This is a genomic window from Streptomyces sp. NPDC048479, assembly GCF_040651435.1.
In the GTDB taxonomy this organism is placed as follows: domain Bacteria; phylum Actinomycetota; class Actinomycetes; order Streptomycetales; family Streptomycetaceae; genus Streptomyces.
Window position 1 is genome coordinate 512,874 of sequence record NZ_JBEZKA010000001.1, and the last position, 18,522, is coordinate 531,395.

18 protein-coding genes and 1 pseudogene are annotated in these 18,522 nt (G+C 70.4%); 12 read left to right on the top strand and 7 right to left on the bottom strand.

Annotated elements, in window-relative coordinates; genetic code table 11:
* Positions 1-50 precede the first annotated feature (50 nt).
* Positions 51-920 (top strand): DUF4429 domain-containing protein, encoded by an 870-nt coding sequence (locus AB0D12_RS02320; protein ID WP_362676178.1) that lies wholly within the window; start codon positions 51-53, stop codon positions 918-920.
* A 177-nt stretch (positions 921-1,097) separates the two neighbouring features.
* On the opposite strand, the gene AB0D12_RS02325 is transcribed toward AB0D12_RS02320, so the two are convergent.
* Complete coding sequence (locus AB0D12_RS02325; protein WP_362676180.1) at positions 1,098-2,114, bottom strand: aldo/keto reductase; 1,017 nt, start codon at positions 2,112-2,114, stop codon at positions 1,098-1,100.
* A gap of 6 nt (positions 2,115-2,120) precedes the next feature.
* Complete coding sequence (locus tag AB0D12_RS02330) at positions 2,121-2,576, bottom strand: MerR family transcriptional regulator (RefSeq protein WP_362676182.1); 456 nt, start codon at positions 2,574-2,576, stop codon at positions 2,121-2,123.
* A gap of 86 nt (positions 2,577-2,662) precedes the next feature.
* Between AB0D12_RS02330 and AB0D12_RS02335 the strand changes: the two are divergent.
* Together AB0D12_RS02335 and AB0D12_RS02340 are read left to right on the top strand one after the other, a co-directional pair.
* A pseudogene (locus tag AB0D12_RS02335) lies at positions 2,663-3,155 on the top strand (GNAT family N-acetyltransferase).
* A 10-nt stretch (positions 3,156-3,165) separates the two neighbouring features.
* The gene (locus AB0D12_RS02340; protein ID WP_362676184.1) at positions 3,166-3,984 is read left to right on the top strand and encodes a serine hydrolase domain-containing protein; all 819 of its coding nucleotides are present in this window, start codon (positions 3,166-3,168) and stop codon (positions 3,982-3,984) included.
* Between the two features lie 27 nt (positions 3,985-4,011).
* On the opposite strand, the gene AB0D12_RS02345 is transcribed toward AB0D12_RS02340, so the two are convergent.
* Positions 4,012-4,692, bottom strand: a complete 681-nt coding sequence (locus tag AB0D12_RS02345) for a pirin family protein (protein WP_362676186.1) — start codon at positions 4,690-4,692, stop codon at positions 4,012-4,014.
* A 93-nt stretch (positions 4,693-4,785) separates the two neighbouring features.
* Between AB0D12_RS02345 and AB0D12_RS02350 the strand changes: the two genes are divergently transcribed.
* The 5 genes from AB0D12_RS02350 (at position 4,786) to fabF (ending at position 9,634) form a co-directional block, all read left to right on the top strand.
* Positions 4,786-5,970 (top strand): helix-turn-helix domain-containing protein, encoded by a 1,185-nt coding sequence (locus tag AB0D12_RS02350; RefSeq protein WP_362676188.1) that lies wholly within the window; start codon positions 4,786-4,788, stop codon positions 5,968-5,970.
* A gap of 89 nt (positions 5,971-6,059) precedes the next feature.
* On the top strand, positions 6,060-6,971 hold the full coding sequence (locus AB0D12_RS02355; RefSeq protein WP_362676190.1) for an ACP S-malonyltransferase: 912 nt from the start codon (positions 6,060-6,062) through the stop codon (positions 6,969-6,971).
* Between the two features lie 16 nt (positions 6,972-6,987).
* A complete protein-coding gene (locus AB0D12_RS02360) occupies positions 6,988-7,989 on the top strand; it encodes a ketoacyl-ACP synthase III (RefSeq protein ID WP_362676192.1) in 1,002 nt (333 codons plus the stop codon).
* A gap of 55 nt (positions 7,990-8,044) precedes the next feature.
* Positions 8,045-8,293, top strand: a complete 249-nt coding sequence (locus tag AB0D12_RS02365) for an acyl carrier protein (protein WP_078077492.1) — start codon at positions 8,045-8,047, stop codon at positions 8,291-8,293.
* Positions 8,294-8,371: 78 nt separating this feature from the next.
* The gene (gene fabF, locus AB0D12_RS02370; RefSeq protein WP_327323366.1) at positions 8,372-9,634 is read left to right on the top strand and encodes a beta-ketoacyl-ACP synthase II; all 1,263 of its coding nucleotides are present in this window, start codon (positions 8,372-8,374) and stop codon (positions 9,632-9,634) included.
* Between the two features lie 84 nt (positions 9,635-9,718).
* Here the strand turns inward: fabF and AB0D12_RS02375 are convergent, their stop codons facing one another.
* Positions 9,719-10,213: a DUF3145 domain-containing protein gene (locus AB0D12_RS02375; protein WP_327323367.1), complete on the bottom strand. Its 495-nt coding sequence runs from the start codon at positions 10,211-10,213 to the stop codon at positions 9,719-9,721.
* Positions 10,214-10,474: 261 nt separating this feature from the next.
* On the opposite strand from AB0D12_RS02375, the gene AB0D12_RS02380 reads away from it, so the two are divergent.
* On the top strand, positions 10,475-11,395 hold the full coding sequence (locus AB0D12_RS02380) for an SGNH/GDSL hydrolase family protein (protein WP_362676195.1): 921 nt from the start codon (positions 10,475-10,477) through the stop codon (positions 11,393-11,395).
* Between the two features lie 22 nt (positions 11,396-11,417).
* On the opposite strand, the gene AB0D12_RS02385 is transcribed toward AB0D12_RS02380, so the two are convergent.
* Positions 11,418-12,344: a hypothetical protein gene (locus AB0D12_RS02385; protein WP_362676197.1), complete on the bottom strand. Its 927-nt coding sequence runs from the start codon at positions 12,342-12,344 to the stop codon at positions 11,418-11,420.
* Positions 12,345-12,623: 279 nt separating this feature from the next.
* Here AB0D12_RS02385 and AB0D12_RS02390 point away from each other — a divergent pair, with 279 nt between their 5' ends.
* Entirely contained in the window at positions 12,624-13,889 is a 1,266-nt protein-coding gene (locus AB0D12_RS02390; protein ID WP_362676199.1) for a pyroglutamyl peptidase, read from the top strand.
* 787 nt (positions 13,890-14,676) lie between these two features.
* Positions 14,677-16,134: a hydrolase gene (locus AB0D12_RS02395; protein WP_362676201.1), complete on the top strand. Its 1,458-nt coding sequence runs from the start codon at positions 14,677-14,679 to the stop codon at positions 16,132-16,134.
* Positions 16,135-16,208: 74 nt separating this feature from the next.
* Here AB0D12_RS02395 and AB0D12_RS02400 read toward each other — a convergent pair whose 3' ends face one another.
* Positions 16,209-16,817 carry a LysE family transporter gene (locus AB0D12_RS02400; RefSeq protein WP_362676203.1) on the bottom strand — a complete coding sequence of 203 codons (609 nt, stop codon included), beginning with the start codon at positions 16,815-16,817 and terminating at the stop codon, positions 16,209-16,211.
* Between the two features lie 74 nt (positions 16,818-16,891).
* Between AB0D12_RS02400 and AB0D12_RS02405 the strand changes: the two genes are divergently transcribed.
* Positions 16,892-17,656, top strand: coding sequence for a carbon-nitrogen hydrolase family protein (locus AB0D12_RS02405; protein WP_362676383.1), 765 nt, complete (start codon positions 16,892-16,894; stop codon positions 17,654-17,656).
* On the opposite strand, the gene AB0D12_RS02410 is transcribed toward AB0D12_RS02405, so the two are convergent.
* A complete protein-coding gene (locus tag AB0D12_RS02410; protein ID WP_362676205.1) occupies positions 17,643-18,446 on the bottom strand; it encodes an EI24 domain-containing protein in 804 nt (267 codons plus the stop codon). The genes AB0D12_RS02405 and AB0D12_RS02410 overlap by 14 nt on opposite strands.
* Between the last annotated feature and the right edge of the window lie 76 nt (positions 18,447-18,522).

The window sequence follows — 18,522 nt, forward strand, 5'->3', positions numbered from 1 at the left end:
GTGAGCGTCGAGGGGCGACGTGGGGGCGCACGCCGCATACGATGAGGCGTATGGGTGACGTTCTGGCCGGAATTCAAGCCACTTGGGAGTTCGAGACCGACTCCGTGCTCATCCGCTTCGAACGGGGGAGCCGTACGCCGAAGCTGTTCCAGACGCTTCGCGAACGCCGTATCCCCCACGAGGCGTTGGCGTCGGTGACCCTCTCGCCGGGCAAGCGCGGCACGGCGGTGCTGCACGCCGTGCCCAGACCCGGCGCGGATCCGCTGATGGAGGCCGCGGCCGGGCAGTTGAAGGAAGGCAGCGACCCGTACCGCCTGGTGCTGCCCGCGGAGCTCGAGACGCTCGCCGAGTACTACGCCGACGAGCTGCGCGCGCTGCTGCCGGCCGACGCGGGCCTGCCCGCCGAACGGTACGCCGTGGCCGCGCCCGAGGCCCCACTGCACTTCAAGGCGTACGACGGAAAGGCCTCCTTCGACGGCTCGCAGGTCTCCTTCCGCTGGTCGCGGACGGGCGCGTCGTCCGCCAAGTGGCGGGCCGGCGACCAGAGTTTCCCGGTGGCGGAGCTGAGCGGGGTCGAATGGCGCTCGCCCGAGGCCTTCGACGGGTATCTGCGGCTGCTGCGGCGCGGCGAGGAGCCCGGCGACGACGGAGCCGGGCACGCGCAGGTGGACCAGGACCCGGCCGCGGTGCTCTTCGGGATCAGGTACGGGCCGGTGCACGAGTCGCTGCCGTTCGCGGCCGCGGTGCTCGAATCCGTACGGAACAGCGACTCGGCGCCGGCGATGGCGCTGCAGGCGGGCCGGCGTGACCCGGCCGACATCGCGGAGCGGATACGGCACCTCGGGGAGCTGCACCAGGCCGGACTGGTGACCGACGAGGAGTTCAGCACGAAGAAGGCGGAGCTGCTCGCGCGGCTGTGAGTGCGCCCGGGGCGCGTAGCGGGTGATCACGCAGCGGCAGGGCCGGTGGTGCGGGAGACCGTCGGTGGGGCGGTACGCGCACGCCTCCGAAATCTCCGTGGACGAAGGGAACGAACGCCCGCCGGGCAGTGGCAGCACTGCTCCGGCGGGCTTCGTGGTCTTCGCGCTCCGGCCTGCTCAGACCTCGCGCGCCGCCGACGTCGAGGACATGTCCGGGTAGCGGTCCCCCGCCACCAGCCCGGTGATCGGCTCGAGCAACACCAGCTCCTCGGCGGTCAGCTTCAGCCGGGTCGCGCCGACATTCTCCAGCAGCCGGCTGCTCTTGCGGGTGCCCGGGATCGGGACCACGGCGAGCGAGTGCACCTCGGCCCGCTGCTGCACCCAGGCGAGAGCGACCTGCGCGGCCGTCGCGCCGTGCGCCGCCGCGATCTTGTGGACCGGCTCCAGGAGCGCCGCGTTGGTCTTGGCGTTGTCTCCGGTGAAGCGCGGCTGGTACTGGCGGAAGTCGCCCGCCGACAGCTCCTTGCCCGCGTCCGCGAACGCCCCGGTCAGAAAGCCGCGTCCGAGCGGCGAGTACGGCACGAAGGCAACACCCAGCTCCGCCGCCGCGGCCACCGCGCTGCGTTCCACGTCCCGGCTGAAGAGGGACCACTCCGACTGCAGGGCGGCGATCGGGTGCACGGCGTGCGCCTCGCGCAGCTCCGCGCCCGTGACCTCGCTCAGCCCCAAGTGCTTGACCTTGCCCTCCTCGACCAGTTCGGCCATCGCGCCGACGGACTCGGCGAGCGGCACGGCCGGGTCGCGGCGGTGCATGTAGTACAGGTCGATGACATCGGTCTTCAGCCGCGTGAGACTCGCCTCGACGGCCTGCCGGATGTACGCCCGGTCATTGCGGATGCCCCGGTAGTGCGGGTCGTCCGTCCGCTCGATGGCGAACTTGGTGGCCAGGGTTATCTCGTCACGGTGCGCCCCGAAGAACGGTGCGAGAAACTCCTCGTTGGCGCCCCGCCCGTACACGTCCGCGGTGTCGAAGAGCGTGACGCCCGCCTCGAGCGCCGCCTCCAGGGTGTCCCTGGCCGCCGCCTCGTCGGTGTCTCCGTAGAACTCGCTCATGCCCATGCAGCCGAGGCCCTGCATACCGACCAGTGGCCCCTCGGTCCCGAGCCGCACCTGTGCGATCTTGCTGTTGCTCATCAGGGTTCAGACCCTCTCCGACGCCCGGTGGGCGCCCGCGTAAAACTCGATCTTGTGGTCAAGCACGGCGAGCGTGTCCTGGAGCTCCGCGATGCGCGACCGCACATCGCGCCGCGTCCGCTCCAGCAGCTCCTGCCGTGCCTCGAAGGTGTGCTCGCCCTCCCGCACCAGCTCGGCGTAGCGGACCATGTCCGCGACCGGCATCCCGGTCAGCCGCAGCTTGCCGACGAAGGCGAGCCAGTCCAGGTCACGGTTGGTGAAGCGCCGCTGTCCGGTGTGCGACCGGTCGACATTCGACATCAGCCCGATCCGCTCGTACCAGCGCAGGGTGTGTGCGGTGAGCCCGGTGAAGGCAACGACCTCGCTGATCGTGTAGCTGTCCTGCCCGTCGGGGCGGGGATGCGCACGGGGAGCGGATACGCAGATGTCCGTCCTTGCAGACGTGCTCTCGATCACCGTCATGCCCTCAACGCTAGAACCTTCGAGTGCACTCGAAGCAAGCAGAATCTGACGGCAGTTTCCGCGCAGTGCCGATTGGCCTCCTGCGCATGAGCCTCGCACGCCGCGCCACGCCCGCAGACGCCGAAGAGCTGGTCCGCCTCCGCAAGGTCATGCAGGACTCGCATCAAGGCCCCAGTCCCGACGTCAGCCGGCAGCCCGCCGCCGTCGAAACCCTCCGCAAGAAGCTCGCCGACTCCGACGCCGATCTGACCGCCTTCGTCGTCGAGCGCCCCGGAGGCCTCGCGGCCTGCGCGGTCGGCACCATCGAGTACCGGCTCGGCGGACCCGGCAATCCGCGCGGCACGAGCGGCTATGACGGGGGTCCGGGGGTGTCCCCCGGGAAAGCACAGCAGCGTCGCGACCGACCCGGATCTGCGGCGCCGCGGCTACTCCCGCGCCTGCATGGAGGCGCTGCTCGGCTGGTTCCGCGAGCGCGCCGTGTCCAGGATCGACCTGCGCGCCTCCTCCGACGGCGAGCCGCTGTACGCCTCGCTCGGCTTCGTCCGTACCCCTGATCCCGCGATGCGCCTCACCCTTTAGGCTCGTACGCATGCAGAGCCTGGCGATGATCGAGAACTGGCCGGTACCGACCGCGGCGGCCGCCGTCGTACGAGCGGACGGAACCGTCGCCGGTTCGTACGGCCCGGCCTCGCACCGCTTCCCGCTGGCCTCCGTCACCAAGCCGCTCGCGGCGTACGCGGCGCTCGTGGCGTACGAGGAGGGGGCGATCGAGCTCGACGAGCCGGCCGGCCCCGAGGGCTCCACGGTGCGTCATCTGCTCGCGCACACCTCGGGACTCGCCTTCGACGAGCACCGTGTGACGGCCCCGCCCGGTACCCGCAGGCTGTACTCCAACGCGGGCTTCGAGGTGCTCGGCGACCATATCGCCAAGGCGACGGAGATCCCGTTCGCGGAGTATCTGAGCCAGGCGGTGCTGGAGCCGCTGGGCATGGCGGCGACCACGCTGGACGGTTCTCCGGCCAGGGACGGCGTCTCGACGGTCGACGATCTGGTGAAGTTCGCCGCGGAAGTGCAGGCCCCGCGGCTGCTGGACGCCCGCACGGTCCTGGAGGCGATGACGGTCGTCCATCCCGGTCTGTCCGGCATCGTGCCCGGCTACGGCCACCAGAAGCCCAACGACTGGGGTCTCGGCTTCGAGATCCGGGACGCCAAGTCCCCGCACTGGACAGGCAGTTCGTCCTCGCCGCGTACCTTCGGCCACTTCGGTCAGTCCGGCACGTTCCTGTGGATCGACCCGGACGCGCGGGCCGCGTGCGTGGCGCTCACCGACCGGGCCTTCGGACCGTGGGCGGTCGAGGCGTGGCCGCCGTTCACGGACGCGGTGCTGGCCGAACTGCGCCGAGGGTGAACCGGGGCGCCCGCCCCGGACCCTGCCTCACACACCGGCGGGGCTTGAATTCGCCTCATTCAGCTCCCAGAACAGGACCTCGGCGGTCCCCGCCGCAGTCAGCACCAGGCCGTCCGCATCCGTGATGCGCGCCGCGTCACCCGGGCCCAACTCCTCGTCCCCCAGGCGGACTTCGCCCCGCACCACATGGACGTACAGCGCGGCCGCGTCCGGTACCGCCGTGCGCTCGCCCACGGTGAGGCGCCGTACGTGCAGCATCGCGCCCGCCTGCGGGAGCGCGTACGGCGTCGAGTCCGCGATGCCGTGCACTGTCTCGTACGACGGGTCGCCGCCCGGCGACAGCGGCGCGAGCCACATCTGTACAAAGACCAGCGGCGCGTCCCCGTCGTTGCGCTCCACATGCCGCACCCCGCCCGCCGAGCTGAGCCGCTGGACGTCCCCGGGCCGCACCACCGTCGCGTGGCCCGCCGAGTCGCGGTGTGTGAGCTCGCCCTCGACGACCCAGGTGACGATCTCGGTGTGGCTGTGCGGATGCTCGTCGAAGCCCGCGCCGGGCTCGAGCCGCTCCTCGTTGCAGGCGAGTATCGCGCCGAAGCGCAGGTTGTCCGGGTCGTAGAAGCGCCCGAAGGAGAAAGCGTGCAGGGACTCGATGCCCGAGGCGGGATCGCCGCCGCGGAAGCGGTCGGCGGAGCGCCGTACGTCAATCACGGGTCCACCGTAGCCCTGCGGCGCGGCCCGGGAGGGACGGACCGGAGCCCCCGCCCCTCCGCTCACCCGTCCCGATAAGGCACTCTTGTCCCCGTGCCCGAACCTGCAGCGAACCCCGCCCACCCGCATTCCGCGACCCTTCGCCGACTGGAGCAGTCCTCCGGCCGGCTCGCCGCGAACGCCATCGCACGTATGGACGAGACGCTGCCCTGGTACCGGGCGATGCCCCCGGAGAACCGGTCCTGGATCGGCCTGGTCGCCCAGGCCGGTATCGCCGCGTTCACCGAGTGGTTCCGGCATCCGGAGACCCCGCAGGCGATCTCGACGGATGTCTTCGGTACGGCTCCGCGCGAGCTGACCCGGGCCATCACGCTGCGCCAGACCGTCGAGATGGTGCGCACCACCATCGAGGTCATGGAGGCCGCGATCGAGGAGGTCGCCGCGCCCGGCGACGAATCGGTCCTGCGCGAGGCGCTGCTCGTCTACGCACGCGAGATCGCCTTCGCGACCGCCCAGGTGTACGCGCAGGCCGCCGAGGCCCGCGGTGCCTGGGACGCCCGCCTCGAATCCCTTGTGGTGAACGCCGTACTGTCCGGCGAGGCCGACGAGGGCGCGGTTTCCCGCGCCGCCGCGCTCGGCTGGAACTCCCCCGAACATGTCTGCGTCATCCTCGGCACCGCACCCGACGGGGACAGTGAGCTCACCGTCGAGGCGATCCGCCGCGCCGCCCGGCACGCCAAGCTGCAGGTGCTCACCGGAGTGCTCGGCGACCGGCTCGTCGTCATCGCGGGCGGCAGCGACAATCCGCTGCAGGTCGCCAAGGCACTGATCGGGCCTTATGCGGCCGGACCCGTGGTCGCGGGGCCCGTCGTCCCCGACCTGCTCGCCGCGACCAGGTCCGCGCAGGCCGCGGCCGCCGGGCTCAAGGCCTGCTGCGCCTGGCAGGACGCGCCGCGACCGGTTCTCGCGGACGATCTGCTGCCGGAGCGCGCGATCGCCTCGGACCCTGCCGCGCGCGAGCAGTTGGTGGAGGAGATCTACAGACCGCTGGAAGAAGCGGGGTCGGCGCTGCTGGAAACTCTGAGCGTCTATCTGGAACAGGCGAGCAGTCTCGAGGGCGCGGCACGGATGCTCTTCGTCCACCCCAACACCGTGCGCTACCGGCTGCGACGTGTGACCGACGTCACCGGATGGTCACCCTCCGATGTACGCTCCGCGTTCACTCTGCGGATCGCGCTGATCCTGGGGCGTCTGGCCGACGCAGATTCGCAGTCCTAGACTTTTGTCGAACACCAACAATTCCCCTGACGGTTCTTCGTCCCTGTCCCCACGGGCGGTTGGGGCCGTCCACAAGAGAGAGTGTGAGGGTGCTCGTACTCGTCGCTCCCGGCCAAGGCGCTCAGACGCCCGGCTTCCTGACTCCCTGGCTCGACCTCCCCGGCGCTGCCGACCGCATCGCGGCCTGGTCCGACGCCATCGGGCTCGACCTTGCCCACTACGGCACGAAGGCCGACGCGGACGAAATCCGCGACACCGCCGTGGCACAGCCGCTCCTCGTCGCCGCCGGGCTGCTGTCGGCCGCCGCGCTGGGTGAGATGTCGCCCGGTGCCGTCGCGGGTCACAGCGTCGGTGAGATCACCGCCGCCGTGTTCGCCGGTGTCCTCGACGACGCCGCCGCGCTCGGTTTCGTCCGCACGCGAGGCCTGGCGATGGCGGAGGCCGCCGCGGTCACCGAGACCGGCATGTCGGCCGTCCTCGGCGGCGACCCCGAGCAGGTCGTCGCTCACCTCGAGAAGCTCGGCCTGACCCCGGCGAATGTGAACGGCGCCGGCCAGATCGTCGCCGCCGGCACCGCCGAGCAGCTCGCCGCGCTGGCCGAGGACAAGCCGGAGAAGGCCCGCGTCATCGCGCTGAAGGTGGCCGGAGCGTTCCACACGCACCACATGGCTCCCGCGGTCGCGACCCTCCAGGAGGCCGCGGCCCGCCTCACGGTCGCCGACCCTGCCGTTCCGTACGTCTCGAACAAGGACGGGCAGACGGTTGCCGGCGGCGACGACGTCATCGCCCGGCTGGTCGGCCAGGTCGCCAACCCGGTCCGCTGGGACCTGTGCATGGAGACCTTCAAGGAGCGGGGCGTCACGGCCCTGATCGAGGTCTGCCCCGGCGGCACGCTCACGGGCCTCGCCAAGCGCGCGCTGCCGGGTGTGCAGACACTCGCGCTGAAGACCCCCGACGACCTCGACGCGGCCCGCACGCTGCTCACCGAGCACTCTGCCTGACAAGGAGCCGTAGAGCATGTCGAAGATCAAGCCCAGCAAGGGCGCCCCGTACGCACGCATCATGGGTGTCGGCGGCTACCGTCCGACCCGGGTCGTGCCCAACGAGGTGATCCTCGAGACGATCGACTCCTCCGACGAGTGGATCCGCTCGCGCTCGGGCATCGCCACCCGCCACTGGGCCTCCCCCGAGGAGACCGTGGCCGCGATGTCCGTCGAGGCCTCCGGCAAGGCGATCGCCGACGCCGGAATCACCCCGCAGCAGATCGGCGGCGTGATCGTCTCCACCGTCTCGCACTTCAAGCAGACCCCGGCCGTCGCCACCGAGATCGCGGACAAGATCGGCGCGATCAAGCCGGCCGCGTTCGACATCTCCGCGGGCTGTGCGGGTTTCGGCTACGGCCTGACCCTCGCCAAGGGCATGGTCGTCGAGGGCTCGGCAGAGTATGTACTTGTCATCGGCGTCGAGCGGCTCAGCGACCTCACCGACCTGGAGGACCGCGCGACGGCCTTCCTGTTCGGCGACGGTGCGGGCGCGGTCGTCGTCGGCCCGTCCAAGGAGCCGAAGATCGGCCCGACCGTCTGGGGCTCCGAGGGCGACAAGTCCGAGACCATCAAGCAGACCGTGCCGTGGGACGACTACCGCAACGGCACCGTCGAGAAGTTCCCCGCCATCACGCAGGAGGGTCAGGCGGTCTTCCGCTGGGCCGTCTTCGAGATGGCAAAGGTCGCGCAACAGGCCCTGGACGCGGCCGGGATCAGCGCCGACGACCTGGACGTCTTCATTCCGCACCAGGCCAATATGCGGATCATCGACTCGATGGTGAAGACTCTGAAGCTGCCGGAGCACGTCACGGTCGCCCGTGACGTGGAGACCACCGGCAACACCTCGGCCGCCTCGATTCCGCTCGCCATGGAGCGGCTTCTGGCGACCGGGGCGGCGAAGAGCGGTGACACCGCGCTCGTCATCGGCTTCGGGGCGGGTCTCGTCTACGCCGCGACGGTCGTTACCCTCCCCTAGGCACACCGGATCTTCCGGACGCCACACCCTCTGAAACAAACCGAAGGAGCGCCACATGGCCGCCACTCAGGAAGAGATCGTCACCGGTCTCGCGGAGATCGTGAACGAGATCGCCGGTATCCCGGTCGAGGACGTCCAGCTGGACAAGTCCTTCACCGACGACCTGGACGTCGACTCGCTGTCCATGGTCGAGGTCGTCGTCGCCGCCGAAGAGCGCTTCGACGTCAAGATCCCGGACGACGACGTCAAGAACCTGAAGACCGTCGGCGACGCCGCGGACTACATCGCCAAGCACCAGGCCTGAGCCTGAACCGCGTTTGTCGCCACCCGGCGGTGGCGCCGTGACAATTCAGCACCCTCTACACGTGGAGAAAGAATTCCTGTGAGCTCGACCAATCGCACCGTGGTCGTCACCGGTATCGGCGCAACCACACCGTTGGGTGGCGACAGCGCATCGACCTGGGAAGGTCTGCTTGCCGGGCGTTCCGGTATCAAAGCCCTCGAGGGCGAACGCTTCGCCGACCTCCCGGTCCGTATCGCCGCGCTCGCCGCGGTCGACCCGGGCGAGGTTCTGCCGCGCCCGCTGGCCCGCAAGCTGGACCGCTCGGCGCAGTTCGCGCTGATCGCGGCCCGCGAAGCCTGGGCCGACGCCGGCTACACCGCTCCGGCCGGTGAGGACGACAAGGTCCAGCCCGAGCGGCTGGGTACGGTCATCGCCTCCGGCATCGGAGGCGTAACGACTCTGCTCGACCAGTACGACGTGCTCAAGGAGAAGGGCGTACGCCGCGTCTCCCCGCACACCGTCCCCATGCTCATGCCGAACGGCCCCTCCGCCAACGTCGGCCTGGAGGTGAACGCCCAGGCGGGCGTGCACACCCCGGTGTCCGCGTGTGCGTCGGGCGCCGAGGCGATCGGCTACGCCGTCGAGATGATCCGTACCGGCCGCGCCGACGTGGTCGTCGCCGGCGGCACGGAGGCGGCGATCCACCCGCTGCCCATCGCGGCGTTCGCCAACATGATGGCGATGTCCAAGAACAACGACGAGCCCGAGAAGGCTTCTCGCCCGTACGACAAGGGCCGTGACGGCTTTGTCCTCGGCGAGGGCGCGGGTGTCGTCATCCTGGAGTCGGCCGAGCACGCCGCCAAGCGTGGCGCGAAGGTCTACTGCGAGGTGCTGGGCCAGGGCCTGTCCGCGGACAGCCACCACATCGCCCAGCCCGAGCCGACCGGCCGCGGTATCGCCACGGCGATGCAGAACCTGCTGGACGCGACCGACCTCAAGCCGTCCGAGGTCGTGCACCTCAACGCGCACGCCACGTCGACGCCGCAGGGCGACATCGCCGAGATCAAGGCCCTGCGCAAGGTCCTGGGCGACGAGCTCGACCATGTCGCGGTCTCCGCCACGAAGTCGATGACCGGCCATCTGCTGGGCGGCGCGGGCGGCATCGAGACCGTCGCCACGGTCCTCGCGCTGTACCACCGCACGGCTCCGCCGACCATCAACATCGACGATCTCGACGAGGCCGTGGACGCGGACATCGTGCGCGGCGAGCCCCGCAAGCTCCCCGAGGGCACCATCGCCGCGATCAACAACTCGTTCGGCTTCGGGGGCCACAACGTGGTCCTCGCCTTCCGGACCGTCTGAGTCCCCGCACTTTTCGTACGTAACCTTTCGTACGTACGGGAAAGGGCCCCCACCGCGTGGTGGGGGCCCTTTCCCGTACGTCCGTCAGACGACCTGGTGCAGCCAGCGGACCGGCGCGCCCTCGCCCGCGTACCGGAACGGCTCCAGCTCGTCGTCCCACGGCTTGCCGAGCAGCTTGGCGATCTCCGCCTCGAGATCCGTCTCACCCTGCGCCGAACGGGCCAGCGCGGCGCGCAGCCGGTCCTCGGGGATCAGGATGTCACCGTGGATCCCGGTGACGGCGTGAAAGATGCCGAGGTCGGGCGTGGCGCTGTAGCGCTCGCCCTCCGCCGTGGGGCAGGGCTCCGCGGTCACTTCGAAGCGCACCAGATGCCAGCCGCGCAGCGCGGAGGCGAGTTTGGAGGCCGTGCCCACCTCGGCACGCCAGGAGAACTCGGATCTCCAGGTACCGGGCGACGCCGGCTGCCGGATCCAGTCGAGCTGAACCCGCACGCCAAGAACACCCGCGACCGCCCATTCGACGTGCGGGCACAGCGCGCGCGGTGCGGAATGAACGTACAGAACGCCGCGTGTCGTCACCGGGACCTCCAGTGTGGGACGAGGATCGCCTTCCCAGCGGCCTCAGTAAACAGCATCGAGACTCAAACTCCACAAAAGGGACAGTATGTGACGTGATGTAATTTACCGGAGCCGACGGGCACGATGCCTCTGGGTCGACGGGGGAAAAGCTACCGTGAGTAGGCGGCCGAGGGGTGACGTAGTGTCGGTCCAGGGGCCCGTACGCACCAAGCTTTCACTCGACAAGACGCCATGGGCCGGTGATACGGAGGGAAACCGGGGATGCGGGAGACCAGCCGGACACGCCGCTCGCGCGGCGCCGCGGCAGTCCTGACGGCAGCTTTACTCCTCGCGACCGGCGCGCTGGCCGGATGTGACTCCTCGTCGGATGCCAGAGGAAACGGCGCGCCCTCCAAACGGCGGCCGTCCCCCCGCCCTACCCCGGTCTGGGACCGCAGCCCCGATTCGATCGCCGCCGTCGGTGACTCCATCACCCGTGGTTTCGACGCCTGTGTGGTCTTCTCGGACTGCCCGGAGGTGTCCTGGGCGACCGGCACGGACACCAAGGTGCGCAGTCTGGCGCTTCGGCTGATCGGCGAGCCGACAGCCGTCGCGGAGCGCAGCTGGAACTACGCGCGCTCCGGGGCCGATGTCGGTGACCTGCCCGAACAGATGGCGCTGGCGGCGGCGAAGAAGCCCGAATTGGTGACGGTGATGGTCGGCGCCAATGACGCCTGCCGGGACTCGGCGGAGAAGATGACGTCGGTGGACGGGTTCCGGGCGTCGTTCAAGGCGTCGATGGGACAGCTACGGCGTACGGCTCCGAAGGCGCAGGTGTACGTGTCGAGCGTGCCGGACCTGATGCAGCTGTGGTCGACCGGGCGCGGCAATCCGCTGGGCCGGCAGATCTGGAAGCTGGGAATCTGCGCCTCGATGCTCGGCAACTCGGACGATGTGAGCCCGAAGGCCCAGCAGCGGCGGACGATGGTGCATGAGCGGGTCGTGGCGTACAACGGGGTGCTGCGGGACGTCTGCGCCAAGGATCTGCGCTGCCGCTACGACGGCGGAGCGGTCTTCGAGTACCGGTTCAGCGGCGAGCAGTTGAGCCGCTGGGACTGGTTCCACCCCAGCAGGAACGGACAGGAGCGGCTCGCGGAGATCGCGTACCGCAATGTGACCGCCGCGCAGCCGCCGCGGGCCTGAACCGGGGGCCGGAGCCGCAGCCCTAGAGCGCCTCGCCTGCCATCCGTTTGGCGCAGCGACTCAGCAGGGTCACAGCTCCGAAGCAGACCAGCGCGATCGCGCCGGCCACGGCCGCCGGGACGAACGCGCCCCCCGTGCCCGCGCGGAACGCGCCGATCGCGCAGAGCACCATGATGATCGAGTACAGCGACCGGCCCACCTTGGCGCCCGCGGGGACGCAGCGCAGCAGCTGCGGGATGGTGCTCGCGGTGGCGAGACCGAGGCCGAGCGGCAGTGCGGTGGCGAGCATCAGGCCCGCGAAACCGAAGGAGTTGCCGTACGCGCCCCAGCCGGCGCCCGCGACCAGCAGCGTTCCGGCGCCGCCGAGAGAGAGCAGTACGAGCAGGCCGTTGATCCACGCGGCCAGGGTCGCCGCCTTGCGGACGCTCGCGAGGTGGGCGACCGGGGAACGCCAGGCGTCCGGCATGATCCGGCGCAGTTCACCCCGAAGGCCGATCAGCTTGAGGTACATGAACACCGCGCCGGCGAGCGCGGCGAGTCCGGCCAGGGCGGCTGCGAAGCCGAGCGGGGCCTCGGAGATGCCGTAGTGGATTCCGCCGAAGGTGAGCAGGATGCCGGGGACGAGGGCGAAGGCGAAGACCTTGGTGGAGTTCTGGATGCGGATGACCAGGTCGCGCTGACCCGGGTTGAGGTTCGGGTCGATGCGCATACGGGCATCGGCGAGCCGCTGCTGGGGCGGCTGGGGGTGTTGGGGCTGCTGCGGGTGCGGCTGGTAGGGCTGTTGGGGTGCATACGGCTGCTGGGGATAGCCCTGCTGCTGCGGCGGATAGGGCTGGGGCGGCTGTTGCGGGTAGCCGCCCTGCTGGGGGTAACCGCCCTGCTGGGGCGGATACGGCTGTCCCTGGTACGGGCCCGACTGTCCCGGCTGGCCCTGCTGACCTGGATACATCTGTGGTGCCTCCCCCGAACCCGACTGCTTCGGCGGGGAGTTTGCCATACAGCCCCCGGGAGCGGTGTCAAGGGGGCCCGCCACCCGCGCCGTACGGCCTGCTACGCCTGGGCGTCCAGCGTGGCGCGAAGGCGGCCGGCCAGATGGTGGGCGATGTCGACGGCAAGGCGGTCTCGACGGCCTCGGCCGGTTCTGCTGCGGCCTGTGTGGCCGGAGTGACGCGCTAGCCACGGCCGCGGCCATGAAGCGATACTTCCGCCACCCGACGGAAGGATTCTCGTGTCCCGAATACGCGTCCGCCTGCACGTAGTTGGCGTCGCCGTCGTCGCCCTCACCCTCGCCGGCTCACCGCTCGCCGCCGCCCAGCAGGCTCCCGCACAGCGGGCTCCGGCACAGCCAGGTCCCGCACAGCCGGGCTCCGTCGAGGAAGCGCGGCTCGAGCAGGCCGTCCCGCAGGAGATTCTGCGGCGCAGCGGATTCAACGTCGTGGCACCGGAGTTCATAGGTGCGCTGGCGGGTGCGAGGTCCTACCGGCAGGCCGAGCTGGCCGTAGAGCGGCAGGGATCCCGGCTGTGGGACCGCGCCGTGGACCGGGCGCAGGGACGCGGCCCCGCGCGCGGCGATCTGAGCCGCGACGACGACCGGCCGCTGTACTGGGCGCGGCTCGGGATGACGCGTGAACTGCGGCAGTGGCAGCCGGAGTTCGGGCTCCCGGACGCGCAGCGGGCGAAGCTGCTGGACGGTCTGGAGCGCTCCTCGCGCGGCCAGGACTCGATGAAACTCCCGGCGGGCAAGGGTTTCAAGCGCATTGTGATGACGGGCTTCGATCCGTTCACGCTGGACAGCGACATCCGCATCAGCAATCCGTCCGGCGCGACTGCGCTGGCGCTGGACGGGACGTGGATCCGTACGGCCGACGGGTTCGCCCGGATCGAGACGGCCGTCTTCCCGGTCCGCTGGCAGGACTTCGCGGACGGCACGGTCGAGCGGACGCTGCGCCCACAGCTCCCGAAGGCGGATCTGTTCACCACGGTGAGCCAGGGTCGGGTGGGCCGCTTCGACATCGAGCGCACCAACGGCGCGTGGCGGGGCGGGTTCCCGGACAACGAGAACCTCTCGCGCCTGGAGACGGTGCCGGTCGGCGACCCGATGTCGCAGCCGCAGTGGACGACGACCACGCTTCCGTACGCGGCGATCGTGGCGGCGAACACCGGGCGCTTCCCTGTGCTCGACAATACGTCGGTGACGGAGATCCCGGCGGGCGAGACGGCGCCGGTGGTACGCCCCGACGGCCCGACGCCGGGCTCTACGGCGCGCGCCGGCGGCGGCGGCAACTACCTCTCGAACGAGATCGCGTACCGCGCGACACTGCTGCGGGACCGGCTGGGGCTCACCATCCCGGGCGGCCATGTGCACACGCCGGTGCTGCAGTTCGGGTCGGGCAACACGACGGAGATCACGGACCCTGAGTTCGTGCAGAACAGGCTGGACATCATTGAGCAGGTCCGGTCGATCATCCGCGTGACGGCGGAAACGACGGGCTGACGGGCCCGGGGCGCCACCTTCGGCGCCGGACCCAAGGCGCCGGGGGGCGGCGGCCTCGCGCCGCGCTCAACTCACAGGCGGGGGCGGGCCCCAGCCCCAAAGGGCCTGCGCACCGCCCCCCGAAGACGCCGCCCCCGCCGAGACAAGGTGCGGCGCAGCCCCGAGCTGCCCCCGGCGCGCTCAACCAACAGACGGAAAAAGGCCCCAGACCCGACGCAGACGGCTTCGCGCCGCACCCCGAAGACGCCGCCCCCGCCGGGCAGCAACCCAGCACCCCGGCGGGGCGGGGGCCGACCCACCCCCCGGCGCGCTCAACCAACAAGCGGAAACAGGCCCCAGACCCGACGCAGGCGGCACGCCTCGCGCCGCCCGCGAAGACGCCGCGCCCGCCGGGCAGCAACCCCGCACCCCAGCACGCCGCACCCCGGCGGGGGCGGGGCCCCGGACGGACCCCGACGGCGACAGGTTGCGCGCCCACCCGCGAGACGGCGCGCCCGCCGCGGCACCCGCGGCTGCGCCTCACCCGACGGGAGCCGCCCCGCGGGCGGCAGCCTCGCGCCGCGGCGGGTAAGGCTGACCGGCCGGGGGTGCCAACGGCAGTCTCCCCACCCGCCGTTGAGGTGGCCGCCGCCGACGGCCTCACCGTCCCGCACGAACCATTGCCGGGCTCAAGCCTGCCTTGTACCGTTCAAGCGCGCGTTGCCCAGCTTTCCGCCAGTCGCTGTTCTACGCGCGCAGAATCGGCGCCCGCACCGCCTCTCCCCCACCCCTCATGGAGGTATGCCGGATGCTCGGATCCAGAAGCCCCAGAAGTTACAGACGTGGATTCACCAGCGCCCTGGCCCTGTTCGCCGCCCTGATCGCCGGAACCGCGGGCCAGGCAGCCACCGCCCCCACGGCGGCCGCCGCCACCCCGCACCGGGTCCTCTTCGACAACAGCAAGGCCGAGACCGCCGGCAACGCCGACTGGATCATCGGCACCAGCCAGCCCGACCCGCTGGCGCAGGATGCGACCCCCTCCGCCGAGACCGACTGGACCGGCGCCCTCTCCGCCTGGGGTGTCGCGCTGCAGAAGACCGGCAACTACTCCCTGAAGACGCTGCCTTCGGGCAACACCATCACCTACGGCACCAGCGCCGCGCTGGACCTGCAGAACTTCGACACCTTCGTACTGCCCGAGCCGAACGTCCTGCTCAGCGCCGCCGAGAAGACCGCGGTCATGAAGTTCGTACAGAACGGCGGCGGGCTCTTCCTGGTCTCCGACCACACCGGTGCCGACCGCAACAACGACGGCTACGACGCCGTCGAGGTCATCAACGACCTGATGAGCAACAACAGCGTCGACAGCACCGACCCGTTCGGCTTCTCCGTCGACACACTGTCGGTCTCCACCGACAACCCGAGGGCCATCACCGACTCCACCAACTCCGTGCTCAACGGCTCCTTCGGCAAGGTCACCGGCAGCATCATCCGCAGCGGTACGACCGTCACGCTCAAGCCGGCCGACAACTCCGCCGTCAAGGGCCTGGTCTACCGGACCGGTTACTCCGGCAACACCGGCGCCTTCTTCGCCACCAGCAGCTTCGGCAGCGGCCGGGTCGCGGTCTGGGGCGACAGCTCACCCATCGACGACGGCACCGGCCAGTCCGGCAACACCCTCTACGACGGCTGGAACGACACCGCGGGCACCAACGCCGCGCTCGCCCTCAACGCCACCGATTGGCTCTCCGGCGGCACCGGCGGAGGTGGCGGAGGTGGCGGAGGCGGCACCTGCACCGCCGCCCAGCTGATCGCCAACCCCGGCTTCGAGTCCGGCAGTACGTCCTGGTCGGCCAGCGCCGGTGTCATCACCACCGACAGCGGTGAGGCCGCCCGTACCGGCTCGTACAAGGCCTGGCTGAGTGGCTACGGCTCCGCCCACACCGACACCCTCTCCCAGTCGGTGACCGTCCCGTCCGGCTGCCTGTCCGCCACGTTCAGCTTCCATCTGCACATCGACACGGCCGAGACCACCACGAGCACGGCCTACGACACCCTCAAGGTCCAGGTCCTGAACAGCGGCGGCACGGTGCTGTCCACTCTCGCGACGTACTCCAACCTCAATGCCGCGAGCGGCTACGCCCAGCGCAGTTTCAGCCTCGGCGCGTACGCCGGGCAGACCGTCACCCTCAAGTTCACCGGCACGGAAGGCTCACAGCTGCAGACGTCGTTCGTCATCGACGACACGGCGCTCAATGTGAGCTGACCGGCGCGAGCGCTTCCGCCCGGAGGCGCTGATGGAGTTCGGCACGGTCGCCGCGGTCGACATGGCCGCGGCGGTCAGCGGGCGAGTCCGAGCGTGACGCCCAAGCCGACCATCACCGAACCGATCGAACGGTTGAGGACCTTCTGCCACCTGAGCATGCCCGTGCGCAGACGGGAGTTGGAGAAGAACAGCGCGACAAGACCGAACCAGCCGAGATGGGCGAGGGACATGAACAGCCCGTAGCCCGCCTGCTGCCACACCGGCGTTCCCGGGCCCACGACCTGGGTGAATGTGGAGACCACGAAGAGCGTTGTCTTCGGGTTGAGCGCATTGGTGAGGAAGCCTGTGCGCAGCGCGCCCAGCCGGGTCAGATCCGGCTTCGACTCCGGATCGACGGCGAGGTCGGCGCGGGCGAGGAAGGTGCGGACGCCGATATAGACGAGGTACGCCGCACCGACCAGCTTGATCGCGGTGAACAGCGCGGTCGACGAGGCGATCAGCAGGCCGACGCCGAGCATCGTGTACGTGACGTGGACGAGGACGCCCGCGGCAACACCGGCGGCTGCCAGCAGCCCTGTCGTACGGCCGTAGAGATAGCTGTTGCGGACGACCATCGCGAAGTCGGCGCCCGGGCTGATGACGGCGAGGACGGTGATGACGGCGACGGCGATCAGTTCGGTCATGCGCCGATGCTCGCCAGCGCCGTAAGCCTGATCAATCGAATTCGGCCTTCCTCCCGGATGGTGAGACAGAGATGATGGACCGCGTGATCGTCGCTGCAGCGCAATTCACGTCCGTACCGGGCGATATCGATGCCAATGTCCAGTCGATGCACGGCCTGGTCCACGCGGCGTCCGCGCAGGGCGCCCGGCTCGTCGTCTTCCCCGAGCTGGCTCTGACGGGGTACGAGCTGGAGCCGATCGCCAAGGACCCGGGTCTGTGGGTGGCCGAGGACGACCCGCGTCTCGAGCTCGTCAGGGACGCCTGCCGCACGACCCGCACGGCCGCGGTGGTCAACTGCGCGGCACGCACCGACGGCGCGCGGCCCACCATCGCCTCGCTCGTCATAGGCCCGGACGGCGAGCTGCTCACCCGCTACGACAAGCGGCATCTGCACGGGGTCGAGCTCGATGTCTTCACGGCAGGCACGGCGGACGGCCGGTTCACGCTCGACGGCATCCGGTTCGCGCTGGCGATCTGCTACGACAATCGCTTCCCGGAGCTCGCCGAGCGGGCACGTGCCGACAATTGCCAGGTGTATGTGGCAAGTTCGGCCCTCGATGCGGAGAACGACTCCTTCGAGGCGGTCTATCCGGTCCGTGCCAGGGACAACGGCCTGTATGTGGTCCTCGCCAACCCCGTGGGGCCCAGCGGCGCCGGCGACTGCTGCGGCCGCAGCACCGTCTGGGGCCCGGACGGTGCGGTGCTCGCCACGGCGGGCACCACGGCACTCGAGCTCGCGGTCGCGGACCTTCCCCTCCAGTCGTTCCGGTCGTTTCCGGTCGTTTCTAGTCCTTGCTGAAGCTGTACGGCGCCGGGGCCGGGTTCGCCGTCAACGTCGGCTCCGACGGCTCCGACGGCGCCTCCAGATCACGCACCATCAGCGTCGCGCCCGCCACCGCGCCCGGCATCAGGAACACCGCCACGAACGGCACGATGAAGGCCAGGGCCAGCGGCACGCCGAAGCCGAGAGTGAGCATCCGGCGGCCTCGCAGCAGCGCCAGGCGCTCCTTCAGCTCGACGCCGCGCCGCTGGAGCGCCACCGCCGTGAGCTCCTCCGCGAGGAAGAAGCCCGAGACGCAGAAGCCGATCGCCGGGACGACGGTCTGGCCGACGACCGGGATGAAGCCGAGTGCGAAGAGCAGCACGCCGTACAGCACCACCCGCGCCACAACCCGCAGCGAATCGCGCGCGGAGATCCACAGCTCCCGCCAGAGCGGCAGCCCGGACTCGGGGACGGCGCCGCCCTCGCTGCGGTCGACCTGCTCGGACAGGGACTCGTAGAAGGGCTGGCCGACCAGCAACGCCACCGCGGTGAAGGTGATCACCGCGAGGAACAACCCGAAGACGAAGACCAGCGCGGTGAGGAAGCCACGGAACAAGCCCTGCCAGGGCGAGGTCCAGTCGTCGGCGAACGGCGTCACCCAGGCGGTCAGATCGTCCGCACCGTAGGCGAGAGAGACGAGGGCGGCCGTGTACAGCACCAGCGTCACCAGGCCGGGCAGCAGCCCGAAGCCGAACCACCGGCCGTGCCCGCCGACCCAGCGCTGGCCTTTGATCAAGTAGCCGAAGCCCACCCCGAAATCACGCATACGCCCACCTTATCGGGGGCCGGAACCGGCATTCCGGGGAGGACGGCGGAGGGGTCTCATGCGTTCTCACGAGTTC